The 14,168-nt window shown below is 40.7% G+C and carries 16 protein-coding genes; 7 read left to right on the top strand and 9 right to left on the bottom strand.

The features are described from left to right. Window positions 1-13 precede the first annotated feature (13 nt). Window positions 14-1,483 carry an NAD(P)/FAD-dependent oxidoreductase gene (locus IEE86_RS08115; protein ID WP_191096753.1) on the bottom strand — a complete coding sequence of 490 codons (1,470 nt, stop codon included), beginning with the start codon at window positions 1,481-1,483 and terminating at the stop codon, window positions 14-16. A gap of 219 nt (window positions 1,484-1,702) precedes the next feature. Here IEE86_RS08115 and IEE86_RS08110 point away from each other — a divergent pair, with 219 nt between their 5' ends. Continuing rightward, entirely contained in the window at window positions 1,703-2,521 is an 819-nt protein-coding gene (locus IEE86_RS08110) for a methyl-accepting chemotaxis protein (RefSeq protein WP_191096752.1), read from the top strand. 46 nt (window positions 2,522-2,567) lie between these two features. On the opposite strand, the gene IEE86_RS08105 is transcribed toward IEE86_RS08110, so the two are convergent. Further along, complete coding sequence (locus IEE86_RS08105) at window positions 2,568-2,939, bottom strand: DUF5412 domain-containing protein (RefSeq protein ID WP_191096751.1); 372 nt, start codon at window positions 2,937-2,939, stop codon at window positions 2,568-2,570. Window positions 2,940-3,182: 243 nt separating this feature from the next. Between IEE86_RS08105 and IEE86_RS08100 the strand changes: the two genes are divergently transcribed. Next, window positions 3,183-3,806, top strand: coding sequence for a poly-gamma-glutamate hydrolase family protein (locus IEE86_RS08100; RefSeq protein ID WP_191096750.1), 624 nt, complete (start codon window positions 3,183-3,185; stop codon window positions 3,804-3,806). A 24-nt stretch (window positions 3,807-3,830) separates the two neighbouring features. Here IEE86_RS08100 and IEE86_RS08095 read toward each other — a convergent pair whose 3' ends face one another. Then, on the bottom strand, window positions 3,831-4,379 hold the full coding sequence (locus tag IEE86_RS08095; protein ID WP_191096749.1) for an ImmA/IrrE family metallo-endopeptidase: 549 nt from the start codon (window positions 4,377-4,379) through the stop codon (window positions 3,831-3,833). Between the two features lie 309 nt (window positions 4,380-4,688). Here IEE86_RS08095 and IEE86_RS08090 point away from each other — a divergent pair, with 309 nt between their 5' ends. Further along, window positions 4,689-5,588, top strand: a complete 900-nt coding sequence (locus IEE86_RS08090) for an N-acetylmuramoyl-L-alanine amidase (RefSeq protein ID WP_191096748.1) — start codon at window positions 4,689-4,691, stop codon at window positions 5,586-5,588. Here the strand turns inward: IEE86_RS08090 and IEE86_RS19545 are convergent. The 6 genes from IEE86_RS19545 to IEE86_RS08065 form a co-directional block, all read right to left on the bottom strand. Beyond that, the gene (locus IEE86_RS19545; RefSeq protein WP_263479575.1) at window positions 5,577-5,708 is read right to left on the bottom strand and encodes a hypothetical protein; all 132 of its coding nucleotides are present in this window, start codon (window positions 5,706-5,708) and stop codon (window positions 5,577-5,579) included. The two genes, IEE86_RS08090 and IEE86_RS19545, sit on opposite strands and share 12 nt — an antisense overlap. A gap of 98 nt (window positions 5,709-5,806) precedes the next feature. Then, window positions 5,807-5,977, bottom strand: coding sequence for a type II toxin-antitoxin system SpoIISB family antitoxin (locus IEE86_RS08085; protein WP_411955689.1), 171 nt, complete (start codon window positions 5,975-5,977; stop codon window positions 5,807-5,809). Continuing rightward, a complete protein-coding gene (locus IEE86_RS08080) occupies window positions 5,952-6,722 on the bottom strand; it encodes a type II toxin-antitoxin system SpoIISA family toxin (RefSeq protein WP_191096746.1) in 771 nt (256 codons plus the stop codon). The genes IEE86_RS08085 and IEE86_RS08080 overlap by 26 nt, the downstream gene beginning before the upstream one ends. A 140-nt stretch (window positions 6,723-6,862) precedes the next feature. After that, window positions 6,863-7,861: an inorganic phosphate transporter gene (locus tag IEE86_RS08075; protein WP_191096745.1), complete on the bottom strand. Its 999-nt coding sequence runs from the start codon at window positions 7,859-7,861 to the stop codon at window positions 6,863-6,865. Between the two features lie 15 nt (window positions 7,862-7,876). Beyond that, window positions 7,877-8,494, bottom strand: a complete 618-nt coding sequence (locus IEE86_RS08070; RefSeq protein WP_191096744.1) for a DUF47 domain-containing protein — start codon at window positions 8,492-8,494, stop codon at window positions 7,877-7,879. 206 nt (window positions 8,495-8,700) lie between these two features. Then, window positions 8,701-9,159, bottom strand: a complete 459-nt coding sequence (locus tag IEE86_RS08065; protein ID WP_191096743.1) for an ASCH domain-containing protein — start codon at window positions 9,157-9,159, stop codon at window positions 8,701-8,703. A gap of 227 nt (window positions 9,160-9,386) precedes the next feature. Here IEE86_RS08065 and ggt point away from each other — a divergent pair, with 227 nt between their 5' ends. From ggt to cysW, 4 genes are all read left to right on the top strand, one after another. After that, window positions 9,387-11,141: a gamma-glutamyltransferase gene (gene ggt, locus IEE86_RS08060; RefSeq protein WP_191096742.1), complete on the top strand. Its 1,755-nt coding sequence runs from the start codon at window positions 9,387-9,389 to the stop codon at window positions 11,139-11,141. A 256-nt stretch (window positions 11,142-11,397) separates the two neighbouring features. After that, a complete protein-coding gene (locus tag IEE86_RS08055; protein ID WP_191096741.1) occupies window positions 11,398-12,432 on the top strand; it encodes a sulfate ABC transporter substrate-binding protein in 1,035 nt (344 codons plus the stop codon). 11 nt (window positions 12,433-12,443) lie between these two features. Then, complete coding sequence (cysT, locus tag IEE86_RS08050) at window positions 12,444-13,289, top strand: sulfate ABC transporter permease subunit CysT (RefSeq protein ID WP_191096740.1); 846 nt, start codon at window positions 12,444-12,446, stop codon at window positions 13,287-13,289. A gap of 5 nt (window positions 13,290-13,294) precedes the next feature. Then, window positions 13,295-14,164, top strand: coding sequence for a sulfate ABC transporter permease subunit CysW (gene cysW / locus IEE86_RS08045; protein WP_191096920.1), 870 nt, complete (start codon window positions 13,295-13,297; stop codon window positions 14,162-14,164). The last annotated feature ends 4 nt before the right edge of the window (window positions 14,165-14,168 follow it).

The following is a 14,168-nucleotide window of genomic DNA, read 5'->3' as shown; positions in this document are numbered from 1 at the left end:
GGCTTTTTTTGTTTCAAGCTAATGACAGCAAGTGCTCTAGACGAAAGTCAGGGACCGCTTCATGGAAAAAAGCTCGGTTGCCATCATCGTTCTTTTGATCCCATTGATTCCACCATTCGGCGGTTTCTCCAGAGGTGTCAGCTTGAATCATGACATGTAGCTGTTCTAAGTTAATGATTTCCCTCGGTTCTATTAAGAATGAATGCATACGATGATACGCTTCAAGGCATTTAGGTTGTTTTGTTTGAACGGCGTATTGTACATAATAACTTAAAAATTCTTGTACAAATGTCAAATGGGGAATGGGGGTTCCTTTTAACTCGACGCCTTCCCATGCCATATCCGCAATTGCACAAAGCCACCAGCCTAGTTCACTCGCGTGCTGCATTTGTTGTAACGTGTCCTTTTCAAAAGATAGCCGTTCATTTTCTTGTGCTTGTTTGAGCATACGCTCAAGTGTCTGTGCCTCAAGAGCTGCCTTTGTCATTCCCTGACCATGTATTGGATCTAATGTGCACAGGGCATCACCCATGACCAATAAGCCTCTTGGCCAATCTTCCATTTGTTCATAGTGGTTCCTGACACAAGCCGGAACTCTAAATCCTTTTGGTTTCGTATAGGGAATTAAATGAGTGATGGCTTCTGCTATAGCGGGATGGGTAAGCGCAGCGGTTTCTGAATCAAATTGATCAGTGTCCGTTGTTGGATAATGTGAGCCGCCTGCTGCTGAGAGAAGAACAGCTACTAAATCATGATCGACTCGTTCAAATAGTCCTGTCGGGATTTGTTTATTTGGCTGTCCACCTACAACCATTGATTGCAGGTTTGGCGCTTCGGGTGGTATGTGGTAGTATCTTGTGCTGTAGCCAAGAGAGACGTGTAACTTATCTGCCAGTGGCAAGGTTCGTCCTGCACTTTTCAGCCATTTTGGCAATTTAGACATTCTTCCAGACGTATCGATCACTAAGTCTGCTTTCATTAGATCAATGATTCCTGGCTTTACACTGCGATCTTTGACCTGTAAACCGATGACTCGATTTGTCCCTACCTCAAACTGTAGCGAGATCGCTTCATGCTTTTCTAAAAAATGAACACGTTCCTCATTTAACATTCTTTGCATCAGCACCCACTCTAGCATGGCACGTCTTGTGACAACTGTTTCTTCAGTATCGGTGAGCGTTAATTCACCATCTTTTGTGATAAATCGAGATGTTTGATGCAACGTGTTGAACCCGCCCATTGCCAGTAACTCTTTTGTATAACCAGGAAATAGACGTTCAACAATTTGTTTGCCAAGTGGTAGCATTCTATGTGGATGAAAGGATTGAGGCGTGCCGAGACGATTCGCAGGAGAATCTGGCAGTTCGTCCCTTTCAATGATAAACACTTGATGATAAAACGTTGATAAAATTTTTGCAGCGAGCATTCCGGTGATACCGCCGCCAATGACGATCGCCTGCTCATACTTCATGGGTTGTGTCACAACATGCGCCTCCAATGAATAAGTAAAATGGTTACATGACCACTTCATCATATGTTGATACTCTCATTATAGCAAATTCGTGTTTTTTTGAATATATAAAGTGAATACCATACTTTTTGATCGTAAATACGAGAAAAATATTCGATAAAATTCTTATTTTTTAAAATAACTATTAAATTAAGATCAATGACCGATAAATACAATAAGGAGGTAGGGAAAATGGATATACTACATAGTATTGTGACAGCTGCACCTTATATGATGCAGATTTTAAAGAATGAAGTGACAATAGGTGTCATTGATCGAGAGAAATTCTTGCTGTATTTGCCATCGAAGGATGTTGATTTTCAAATTCGGGCTGGTGAACGCATTAAACCAGATGACCTGAATATGAAAAAAGCGTTAAGAGGCGAAACTTCAAGTACATTTGTACCAGAATCGGTGTATGGAACGCCCTTAAATGCAATGGGTTTGCCGATTTTTGATGAAAATCAACAGGTTATTGGTGCAATCGCTTTAGGTTTTCCGCTCAAAAATCAATTGGTGCTTGAAGCGTATATGGAGTCATTGAATGACATTATTCAAAGCATTCAAGAAAAGGTGCATGTGGTGGCGGCGCATTCAGAGGAACTCTCTGCTACAAGTGAGGAAATGACCTTACAAACGCAGCAAACACTTGAAAGCTCGAAAAAAACATCAGATATTACCAAAATGATTAAAGGTATCTCAAAACAAACGAGTTTGTTAGGTTTGAATGCGTCAATTGAAGCAGCCCGAGCAGGAAAAGAAGGAGCAGGTTTTAGTGTCGTAGCAAACGAAGTCCAAAAGCTATCAAGTGAAACTTCACGTGCAACGGAAAATATTGAAAGCTCATTGCAGGGAATTTCCTCTAATATACATACATTACTTGAGAGCATGGATCATATGAAAGGATCATCATCGGAACAGGCTTTACTTGTCACAGAGTTTAGTGAAATTGTAGATCGATTGACTATAGTAAGCAAAGAAATGAAAGTTTTTATGCAAAAGGTGATGTAAACGTAAAAAAACGAATCTACAGAGGATTCGTTTTTTTAATGGCTCGTTATTTTCTGTTTCTCTTCTCAAAGCGATAATCGTATGTTTCGCCTTTTACAACATTTAAAAATTCGTGTCCAATTTGAACAAGCTGTGCATTTTTCCATTTGATGAGAGGGTCTTTATCAGGGTATTTCCAGTAAATCGTTTTCTTTCGATGGGTCAGTTTGTTTTCAATTTCTGCTCTGACTGCGTTCTCCTTTAGTTTGCCTCCACTATGTCGGTAGGTATTAATGATATATGTTCCATCAGGTGATGACGTAGAGCGGATGAATGTTCCGTGAGACACGCCTTGAAGAGAGAAGCATTTCCAATAAATGATACCAGCGAAGCTAATGAATAAGATGATAAGGATGAGGGTGGTTTTCTTTTTTAACATGAATTCCTCCAGATGTAGATCACAATATTTCTAATATATGAGAGAGAATATAAAAAGATTCATATAGTCCAAAAGTTCTATTCATTTCAATTATCGGTCATTTTTTCACAAAATTCAACAGAAAGCCGAAAAAATAAGGAAAATTTAAGGATGTCTTCATATGGATAGACGGCTCGAAAACACTTTACAAAAGAATTTGAGATCAGTAGACTTATGCTCATAAAGAGAAATGGGGCAGATGGGATGACGCAAATTATTGATACGTATCAAAATTATGAAGAGCTTTCCGCTCATGAAAGAAAAGGGATTGATTATCAAATTCTTCACAAGCGGAAAGGGGATCAGCTTCTGGTTTTGTCGCCACATGCCGGAGGAATTGAATCGGGCGTGAGTGAGCTGATCCATGAATTAGCAAGTGATTATTCTATGTATTTATTTGAGGGCCTTAAAGTGAAAGGCAATCATGTTCTGCATATTACAAGCACACGTTTTGATGAGCCGATTTGTCTTTCTCAAGTGCGTACACATCATTATACGTTTGCGCTCCATGGCTACGCAGAAACAGACGTGCTTCAATCATTAGTGGGTGGTACAGATAGAGAAAGAGCTGCCGAAACGGTGGAACGTTTAACATTGAATGGTTTTCCTGCATTGCTGCTATCTGAATCCGATCGTTTTTCTGGAACACATCCTCATAATATTAATAATCAATGTCTGACAGGGCAAAGCGTTCAAATTGAAATCAGTCAAGCTCAAAGAAGAGCATTCTTTCAGGACTTTAGGCGGAGCTATCGGCGTGATACGCAAAATGAACAATTTTATAGGTACACAAATGTACTGAAACAAGTATTGCGCCTTTATGAATAAACCTCTGTTGTCATGTACAGGCGTTTACGTTTGATAAACGGCTTCTTTTTCCGCAACCTTTTCCGCTTTCATTAAATAAGAAGTAAATTCCTTTTGGAAGCGAATACCTGCTCTTCGCTGTTCGAATAAGGCAAGCCGTTTTTCAGCAAAAGACCAGGTGACGTGAAATGTTTGGGCAATTTGCAAAATGGCTTGCTGCCGAAGATTTGGAAGCTTCATTTGCAGCAGTAAAAAGGTCGGGACACAAAAGTGATACATGAATTGTTTTGCCTGAAACTCTTGCAGTTCTCGAAAGAGCTTGTGCATGTTGAAATGATTGCCTGCGTGTTTCAGCACATGACAAAGCTCGTGGGCAAAATCCTGCCACTGTTCTTCAGATGATAGCGATCTGTTTAAAACAATACTGTAAAGACCTTGATGTTTGATCATCATGCTGCCGGTATCCTCGTAGTGGACCCATACATGAAATTCAGAAGCGATCCTTTGCATATCCAAATAAGCAGGACCGCTTATTTGTAGTTGAGCGTATAATTTCTTAATATCTTCTTCTAAATAGGTTAAAAAACCAGTCATTTAAAAACCTCCATACAAACGTATGTTCTATTTTGGTGTAAAAGAAAAGTCCATATAGGACTAATTGGCTAATTAAGCTATCGCTTACTTTATATATCGGCTTGTTATTAACAATTTTAACATAAAAATCAATAAAAATGGAATTAATTCCTGTTTTTTTCTTCATTTTTTCATTCTCCACGGTTCAAAAGGGAGGATTGAATTCAAATTTTACCATAGTCTTATGACTAAAACAAACAAAATTTGTCTTACGAATGCCACCGATTGATGAGAGAGAACAAATCAACTTAGCAAAAGGGAGTGCAGAACATGGTGCAAATTTATCGAGATTTTATTCCAGTAGGGAACGGAAACCGGCCAGGATATGCCATGACACCGGTGTATGTAACTGTTCATAACACAGCGAACACGTCAAAAGGAGCTGATGCGAAAAGTCATGCGGCATATGTGAAACGCCAAGGGACAGAGGTGAGCTGGCACTTTACAGTGGATGATCATGAAATCTTTCAGCATTTGCCTTTAAATGAAAATGGCTGGCATGCAGGAGATGGACATGGGAATGGGAACCGGAAATCAATTGGAATTGAAATTTGTGAAAATGAGGATGGGAACTTTCAGCAGGCTGTCAAACATGCTCAATGGCTCATTCAAAAGCTATTAAAAGAGCATGACATTCCACTTGCAAATGTGGTTACGCATCAGCATTGGTCTGGAAAAGCATGTCCACGTCTGCTTTTATCTTCATGGGATGAATTTAAAAAAGGAATTGAAACGGCAGGTGATCCGGAGACGGTCATAACGTATGTGGTTAAAAGCGGGGATACGTTAACGAGCATTGCCAAAGCCCATGGGGTCACTGTTCAAGATCTGCAGAAGTGGAATAACATTAGCGATCCGAACATGATTCAAATTGGACAGGTTCTCAAAATTTATCGAAATGATGGAAAGGTCATGTTTGAGCTGCCGGATGGAGTGTTAAAGATGACATCTCCTCTGACAAAGGGAGAGCACGTAAGTCTCGTCCAAAAAGCGCTTGCTGCTGTTTATTTTTATCCTGATAAAACGGCTGTAGATAAGGGAGTCGACGGAATTTATGGAGAAAAGACGGCCAATGCTGTAGCGCGTTTTCAGCTGGTGAATGGTCTGACAAGTGATGGGGTATACGGGCCTAAAACGAAGAAAAAGCTACTTGAGTTGTTAAATAAGTGAGTGCTTACGTTTGTATGATTGGATGACTGCTTCACTTTTTTCATTTAATTGGCGGACATAAGGGGACGGCTGAAATTCAGCAAACTGAACATATCTCATTTGTTTCACTTTCTTTTTCATGTTGGCACCTCAATCGTTGCAGCGTATGGTTTATTGTATGCACGTCTATGTAAAAAAGGAATCAGGACGCGGATTTCGTTCCGCGTCCTTTAGTGTGATCAAGCCTTTTTATTTTTATACTCATCCAGGAGCTGTTCATTCTTTTTGAAAATTCGCTCTGTATGGGGGCTTACCTTGTAATCGGCCATACTAATATGGCGCTTCTTCTTTAAAATCTTAAAAGGGTTTTTCTTGCGATTGTTGCTATCCCCTTGAAGTGCGTGGTCCATCTTCATCACCTTCCTCTTCGTCAGGCAAGATTAGGTCATAAATCGTTGTAAGTGAAGTCATTAATAAGTAGTCGAACTCAGTGACAATCTCATCAGAGGTCAGTTTAATGACAAAATGTGCATCTGCTACTGAAAACGGGATGAGTACCATTTTGCCAAAATCATCGTAATATACTTCCTGCCTGTCAAGCTTTGCCTGAATGAGCGCTCGCTGGTCAAGTGTCCGCAGCAGATCATCTTTTTGTTCCTGCGTATCATATGGACAAAGAACCGCTTGGATATTCATCTTTTCAGCAAAAGAATAAATCAGCCGCTCAATTCCCTCTATATATGCCTCTATACTTCCATAATATACATGGATCGGTTCGTTTTTCAATAGGTATTGGTACGTTTTTAGTTTATTGAGGTAAGAATGCAGTAGATCGTTATTTTGTTCAAGGAGTTGATGGGTGTCGGTTTCCAGCTCGTGATTCCCAAGTTTTTTAATATAGGAGCTGAGAAAAATGAATGCATCGGTTAATGCGAAAAAAACGGCAATGATCAAGTAGTGCATCCAATTGGTGAAGATTGAAGAGGGGTCATTTGTCCAGTAAACAACAGCACCAGCTACATAAATCCAATACCACGTTTTACGAATGGCAAACATCTTTTCTTTTACTTTTTGTTCAAAGCGCCATACAGCAAAAACATACACAGCAAGCGCACCTAGTAATAACCATACGGTCAATTGAAAAAATAATAGCATGTTCTTCTCTCCCATAGACAGATGAATACTTGTTTACTTCTATGGGTATGATTGGAAACCCTGCTTCATGAAAAAAACTGCTAGTTAGAATAGACAGTTTGTCTACATAAAAAAAAGACCTGCTAGACAGGCCTTTTCCCTTATAGAAACGTATTTAACACAAAGTATATGAGAGCACCTAGAGTCCCTGAAATTGGTAATGTGATGACCCAAGTGACAAGCATACGTTTTGCTGTACCCCAGTTCACACCTTTTACTCTGTGCGCAGAGCCTACGCCTAGAATAGAAGACGAGATCACGTGTGTGGTACTAACAGGTAAGTGGATAAACGTTGCACCGAAAATAATAGCTGCACCAGTTAAGTCGGCAGATACCCCGTTTACTGGACGAATTTTCATGATTTTACCGCCGACTGTTTTAATAATCTTCCAGCCGCCAATAGAAGTACCAAGTCCCATTGCAAGCGCACAAGAGAATTGTACCCAGAATGGAATGTCGTCTGTTGTATGCAAATTACCTGCGATGAGAGCCATCGTAATAATTCCCATCGCTTTTTGCGCATCGTTCGTTCCATGGGTATAAGATTGCAGTGCAGCAGTTAAAATTTGAACACGTCGGAATTGTTTATTTGTTTTTGCAAGATTGTTGTTTCTGAATATAAATTTGATAATGGTATACACGATATATCCCAATACGAAAGCTAGGATAGGTGAAAGCAAAAGGGCTTGAATGATTTTAATGAATCCCGAATAGTTTAAAGCGCCAAAACCCGCAGAGGCAATAACCGCTCCTGCAATTGAACCGATCAGTGCATGGGAAGAACTACTCGGAATCCCGTAATACCAAGTAAGCAAGTTCCAAGTGATAGCTGCAATTAAAGCAGCCAAGATGACAACAGAACCGTTTTGAAGTGTAAATGGATCTGCGATGTCTTTTGTAATGGATTTTGCTACACCTGTAAATGTCATTGCTCCTAAGAAGTTCATGAACGCTGCCATAATAATAGCATGTCTAGGCTTTAACGCCTTTGTTGAAACCGAAGTGGCAATGGCATTTGCTGTATCGTGGAATCCGTTAATGAAATCAAAAGCAAGTGCACAAATGACAATAAATATGGTAAGGATGAGTAATGTGTCCATGTTTAACTAACCCCGTTACGCATTCTTCATAATGATTGTTTCTAGATTGTTGGCAACACTTTGACAGGAATCAGCGATTTCTTCAAGTGTTTCGTAAATTTCTTTGTATTGAATCACTTTAATTGGGTCTGTTTCTTTTCCAAACAAGTTCTTTAGTGATTTGCGATGAAGATTGTCACAATTATGCTCAATCTCTTTGATCTTGATTGCGTGCGGATGAATATCTTTCAAGCGATTTTCAGCCAGTAGTTCAATTGTGATTAATATTTCTTTCGCGCATTCTCTGATGTAGTGGCTGAATTTGTCGATATGTTCGTCAGAGCTTGTGATTGAATAAATTTCTAGCGTTGCTGAAAAATGCTCAATTCCATCTAAAACATCATCGAGACTATTCGTCAATTGAAGAATGTCTTCACGTTCAATCGGTGTAATAAAGGCTTTGTTCAGCTCTTTAATCATGGTATGAACATGAGTATCACCTTTTGTCTCATATTCCTTCAATGTGTCAGAAAATTCTTTCAGAGTGGTTTGATTTGTTACTTTATAGCTAACAAAATACTCAGCTGTTTCATCTAAATTTTTAGCAATTTCCGTTAACAAGACGGAAAACTTGTCTTTTTTCCTTTTTAACATGTAAAAACCCTCCATTGTATAAATGAGACAATGCACACATCAAATAATTATATATTCTTTTGTCGAAAAAAAACAGGTGTAGTCGAAAATTTCTTCACTTTTTCTATTTGATCTTATTCTGACCTAAAGATGTGATCTCAACACACCTTTTTCAGAAAGGGTGAAAGAAACGGAAAAAGCGGGCCGTTTTTGGCGCCGCTTAAAGGCTAAGAAGCTGAATGAATCAGCTTAAAACGTTCACAAACAAGAAGCATGTCTTCTTTAAAATCTAATCCATATGGCTTGAGTGCTTCTGTGAAGAATTCTTTATGCGCTCTGTACCAATAGTCATATGATAGATCGCCTTCACCTTCTGCTTGAGCAAATGATTCTGGCACCTCATTCATTGGCATCACTTCTACATGCGTGATCTCGATGATGGCTTTAGGTTCCTCCTGGCTGTCCAAAATGATCGCATATTGCCCACGCTGCGGAAGCGGCTCCTGTTCCTTCTCATAAAAAATATGACCAGAACAAGTGGCTGTTTTTTTTCCTTGCTTGACAAGGTCAAGTAAGTGATCTGGATCTGCACCAAATGCCCAAGCCGAAACAGACGTGTCCGCTGGTGCCTTTTCTGCTGTCTCTTTCCAATACGTTTCCCAAAAAATTTGGCTTTTGTGGTTCACCATTTTTCCCCCTTTGTCATGTGTTTATTATACCGTTAAGTCAAGTAGGTGAAAGTATTATGTCTTTATACCTATTTTTTGTATATGTCATATGTTTTGGAAAAGCATGTTTTATTTGATCGATGTAGGATGATAGAATGAAAATTTTAGAAATTTTAGAATAATCTATTGTATTCTGGTTAAGAAGTAGGTAATGTCAAAGTAAGAATATGGAAGGGGTGTTGTTTATGAAACGCATTTCTCTAACTGTTTTGTCCATATGTCTGTTTGTTTTCTCGTTTTTCCTGCCTGTCAGCCAAGTCCATGCAAACGAAACTCATGGGGATAAAGTAGCTGTTGGCAAGGATGGCATGGTCGCTACAGCCCATCCGCTCGCATCAGAAGTTGGTGCCGATGTATTGAAAAAAGGTGGAAACGCAGTTGATGCTGCTGTTGCCATCCAGTACGCACTGAATGTAACAGAGCCAATGATGTCTGGAATTGGCGGCGGAGGATTTATGATGGTTTATGATGAGAAGACAAAAGAAACATCCATCATCGATAGCAGAGAACGAGCACCACAGGGCGCAACACCTGACATGTTTTTAACAGATGAAGGAAAGGTGATTCCATTTGCCGAGCGCTCTACACATGGAAATGCGGTTGGTGTTCCTGGGACAGTAAAAGGTCTCGAAGCCGCATTAGATAAGTGGGGTACTCGTTCTATGAAGGAATTGATTAAGCCTTCCATTCAGCTCGCAGAGGATGGATTTGAAATTGATTCGGTCCTGGCAAAAGCGATTGATGATCATCAAGAGAAATTGAAAAAAACGGCTGCAGCGCCAATCTTTCTTCCAGATGATCAGCCTCTCGAAGAAGGAGATCTGCTTGTCCAGCCAGGTCTTGCAAAAACATTTAAATTGATTGCGAAAAAAGGAAGCAAGGCGTTTTATGAAGGAAAAGTAGCAAAGGCACTTGCCAATACAGTCCAAGATTTTGGTGGTACGATGACAACAGATGACATTGGTCATTATGAGGTCAAGACTGAAAAGCCAATCTGGGGAGACTATAAAGGGTACCAGCTTGCAAGTATGCCTCCACCAAGCTCAGGCGGGGTGTTTATGCTACAAATACTCAAAATACTTGACCACTTTAACCTATCTCAATATGACCCCAAATCATTCGAAAAATATCAGCTGCTTGCTGAAACGATGCATCTCTCCTATGCTGACCGTGCTGCATATGCCGGTGACCCCGAATTCGTAGATGTTCCACTAAAAGGACTATTAGACGATGATTACATTTCAGAAAGAGCCTCTCTTATTCAATTAGATCAAATGAATCGTAACCCGAAAGAAGGAGATCCGTGGAAATATGAGGATGAAAAAAATCCATCCCCAATTGTCCCGCAGCCAGAGGATAAAACCATTGGTGAAACCACCCATTTTACTGTTGCAGATCAGTGGGGAAATGTTGTGTCGTTTACAACAACCATTGAACAGTTGTTTGGTACAGGGATTCTTGTCCCAGAGTATGGTTTTTTCTTAAATAATGAACTCACGGATTTTGACGCAAGGCCTGGCGGTGCCAATGAAGTGCAGCCAAATAAACGTCCATTATCAAGTATGACGCCAACGATCATCTTTAAAGATGGAAAGCCTGTTATGACCGTTGGATCACCTGGAGGAACCACTATTATTGCTTCTGTTTCACAGACGATCCTAAATTTGCTTGAATATGACATGGAGCTTCAGGATGCGGTGGAAGAGCCTAGAATTTATACTAACAGCCTAACTTCTTACCGCTATGAAGTAGGTGTCCCTCTCGATGTGAGAACAAAGCTAAATGATATGGGTCACCGTTTTGGCAGTTCACCTATCGATATAGGGAACGTGCAAGCTTTACTAATTGATCGAAAAGCAGGGACATTTACTGGAGTTGCTGACTCCACGAGAAATGGAACTGCTGTAGGTGTCAATTTAAAGCTATCTGCAGATCAATAACATTTCCCGGGAAAAGGAGCGCCTCTTGAAGATGGCGCTCTTTTTGTCTAAATAAAAGAAAAAACACAGTTGACACCTGTGAATAGTTTGAATAATATATAGACTAACATCAATCATACATAGCTGATCGGACAACCGAAGGCTCTTGGCAATTTGAAGTACAGGACTGTGATGTACTTCAATGGCTAAGGGTCTTTTTTGCGTAGAAACGGCAAGATTGGTGTCACCATTATGTGATAACAGGGGAGCGGATAACATGAAAAAGTGGAAATGGGTCTCTATCGTGACCATCATATTGATCATGACTGTGACGAGTGCATGCTCAAATGCGAATGAAGCCTCAAACCAAAAGGGAAAGATTGAGCTGTTAAATGTTTCGTATGATCCTACACGTGAATTGTATCAGGAATACAATCAAGCCTTTCAAACATATTGGAAAGACAAAACCGGTGAGGATGTCACTATACAGCAGTCTCACGGAGGATCAGGTAAACAGGGAAGGTCTATTATTGATGGACTCGAAGCAGATGTGGCGACACTTGCGCTTGGATATGACATTGATGCAATTGCAGATCGCGGACTACTTTCAAAGGATTGGCAAAAGGAATTTCCGAACCAGTCAACCCCCTATACGTCTACCATTGTGTTTCTTGTGAAGAAAGGAAATCCAAAGAAGATTAAAGACTGGGATGACTTGATTCAACCAGGCGTGTCCATTATTACGCCTAATCCAAAGACGTCCGGCGGTGCAAGGTGGAATTACTTAGCCGCATGGGCATATGCCGATAAAACCTTTCATGGTGATGAAGAAAAAACAAAGGATTTTGTCAAGAAGCTATATGAACATGTCGAGGTCCTTGATTCAGGCGCCCGTGGAGCCACCACCACCTTTGTTGAACGGGGCCAGGGTGATGTGTTAATTGCATGGGAAAATGAAGCCTATTTGACACTGCATGAATTAGGCAAAGACAAATTTGAGATTGTCAGTCCATCCATTAGTATTTTAGCAGAGCCGCCCGTTGCCGTCGTTGATCAAAATGTGAAACGAAAGGGAACAGAGAAAGTGGCAAAGGCTTATTTAGATTATTTGTATTCCAAAAAAGGGCAGGAAATTGCGGCGAAAAACTATTATCGGCCAAGAAATAAAGAAGTGTTAAACAAATATAAAGACCAGTTTAAAGAAATTGATATGGTGACAATTGATCAAGCATTTGGCGGATGGAGAAAGGCGCAGAAAAGATTTTTTGATGATGGCGGATTATTTGATCAAATATATAGTGGACAAAAATAGGGGGCGATGTGATGAAGAAAGTGCATGTTGCCGCCAATAAAAGAAAACATGTATTGCCTGGTTTTGGGCTGAGTCTTGGGGTGACGCTCGTTTATGTGAGTGCGATTGTCGTCATTCCTTTATCCATGGTATTTATCTGGACCGGTTCATTAGGGGCAGAGGGGATATGGAAGGTTTTTAGCGATGCACGGGTGCTGAAGTCGCTTCAGCTGACAGTTGCGACTTCCTTTGCTGCGGCCCTCATCAATGTAGGATTTGGTGTATTGATTGCATGGGTTCTCGCGCGGTATTCGTTTCCTGGAAAGAAAATGTTGGATGCGCTCATCGACTTACCGTTTGCTCTCCCAACGGCTGTTGCGGGGATTGCTCTCACTACTCTTTATTCTCCAAATGGATGGATTGGGCAATTTTTGCATATGAAGGTGGCATATACACCACTCGGTATTATTCTCGCACTCATTTTTATTGGCATTCCATTTGTGATTAGAACAGTTCAGCCGGTCATAGAAGGGCTTCAGCAGGAGGTGGAAGAGGCTGCGGCGATCCTTGGTGCAACAAGGGGCCAGACCTTTTTTCATGTGTTGCTCCCCGCCTTGTTTCCAGCGGTGATGACTGGCTTTTCTCTTGCATTAGCAAGAGCACTAGGTGAGTATGGCTCTGTTGTGTTTATTGCTGGAAATATTCCGTTTAAAACAGAAATTACACCACTGATGATCATGTCTAAGCTTGAGCAATATGATTATCACGGTGCAGCAGCGATAGCCTGCTTCATGCTGCTCCTTTCATTTTTCATTCTGTTATTGATTCACGGAGTGCAGTGGTTTGTAGAGCGGAAAAAACAAGTGGAAGTGAGGTGAGACGATTGGAAAGAGAGCTTCGTAAACAGCACCGCATCACATTCAGGAGCCCTGTGACGGAATCAAAAGCGGTGAAGGTCATTTTCATTACCGTTGTGTATGCGTTTTTGATTTTGTTTTTATTCATGCCGCTGATCGCCGTGTTTTCAAAGGCATTTGAGAAAGGATGGAGTTCTTACCTTCTGGCCATCTCTCATCCAGATACACTTGCCGCAATCAAATTGACTGTCTTTATTGTAATCGTGACACTGCCGCTTCAAATCATCTTTGGGGTCAGTGCTGCATGGCTTATTACAAAATTTAATTTCCGCGGAAAACGTTTGTTAACGACTGTGATTGACCTCCCGTTTGCCGTTTCACCGGTGATTGCTGGACTTGTCTTTGTCCTTTTATTTGGTTCAAACGGACTTTTAGGTCCATGGCTTTTAGCAAATGGATGGAAAGTTATTTATTCTGTACCAGGCATGATTCTTGCAACTATATTTGTCACGTTTCCGTTTATTGCAAGAGAGCTAATCCCGTTTATGCAAAATGAAGGTATTCATGAGGAGGAGGCATCGCTCACGCTTGGTGCAAATGGGTGGAAGACTTTTTTTCTTGTGACACTGCCAAATATCAGATGGGCACTTTTTTATGGCGTCATTTTAGCAGGGGCAAGGGCGATTGGTGAATTTGGTGCAGTGTCGGTTGTATCTGGTCATATTCGCGGGATGACCAATACGATGCCGCTTCATATTGAAATTCTATACAATGAGTACCAATTCCAAGCCGCTTTTGCTGTAGCGTCTCTTATGGCGTTTGTGGCGGTCATCACTTTAATCATCAAGCACATCATTCAGCAGAGGGAACACAGGCTCAGCAAGCGGTCAACATAAATGG

The sequence above is a fragment of the Bacillus crepusculi genome, assembly GCF_014764715.1.
GTDB lineage: Bacteria > Bacillota > Bacilli > Bacillales > Bacillaceae > Bacillus.
This window is presented reverse-complemented; position numbering and strand designations above follow the sequence as displayed.

Bases quoted from the DNA above. Each gene is read 5' to 3' on its own strand.
- IEE86_RS08110 (WP_191096752.1), top strand. From the start codon at position 1,703: ATGGATATACTACATAGTATTGTGACAGCTGCACCTTATATGATGCAG.
- IEE86_RS08105 (WP_191096751.1), bottom strand. From the start codon at position 2,939: ATGTTAAAAAAGAAAACCACCCTCATCCTTATCATCTTATTCATTAGC.
- IEE86_RS08100 (WP_191096750.1), top strand. From the start codon at position 3,183: ATGACGCAAATTATTGATACGTATCAAAATTATGAAGAGCTTTCCGCT.
- IEE86_RS08095 (WP_191096749.1), bottom strand. From the start codon at position 4,379: ATGACTGGTTTTTTAACCTATTTAGAAGAAGATATTAAGAAATTATAC.
- IEE86_RS08090 (WP_191096748.1), top strand. From the start codon at position 4,689: ATGGTGCAAATTTATCGAGATTTTATTCCAGTAGGGAACGGAAACCGG.
- IEE86_RS19545 (WP_263479575.1), bottom strand. From the start codon at position 5,708: ATGAAAAAGAAAGTGAAACAAATGAGATATGTTCAGTTTGCTGAATTT.
- IEE86_RS08085 (WP_411955689.1), bottom strand. From the start codon at position 5,977: ATGGACCACGCACTTCAAGGGGATAGCAACAATCGCAAGAAAAACCCT.
- IEE86_RS08080 (WP_191096746.1), bottom strand. From the start codon at position 6,722: ATGCTATTATTTTTTCAATTGACCGTATGGTTATTACTAGGTGCGCTT.
- IEE86_RS08075 (WP_191096745.1), bottom strand. From the start codon at position 7,861: ATGGACACATTACTCATCCTTACCATATTTATTGTCATTTGTGCACTT.
- IEE86_RS08070 (WP_191096744.1), bottom strand. From the start codon at position 8,494: ATGTTAAAAAGGAAAAAAGACAAGTTTTCCGTCTTGTTAACGGAAATT.
- ggt (WP_191096742.1), top strand. From the start codon at position 9,387: ATGAAACGCATTTCTCTAACTGTTTTGTCCATATGTCTGTTTGTTTTC.
- IEE86_RS08055 (WP_191096741.1), top strand. From the start codon at position 11,398: ATGAAAAAGTGGAAATGGGTCTCTATCGTGACCATCATATTGATCATG.
- cysT (WP_191096740.1), top strand. From the start codon at position 12,444: ATGAAGAAAGTGCATGTTGCCGCCAATAAAAGAAAACATGTATTGCCT.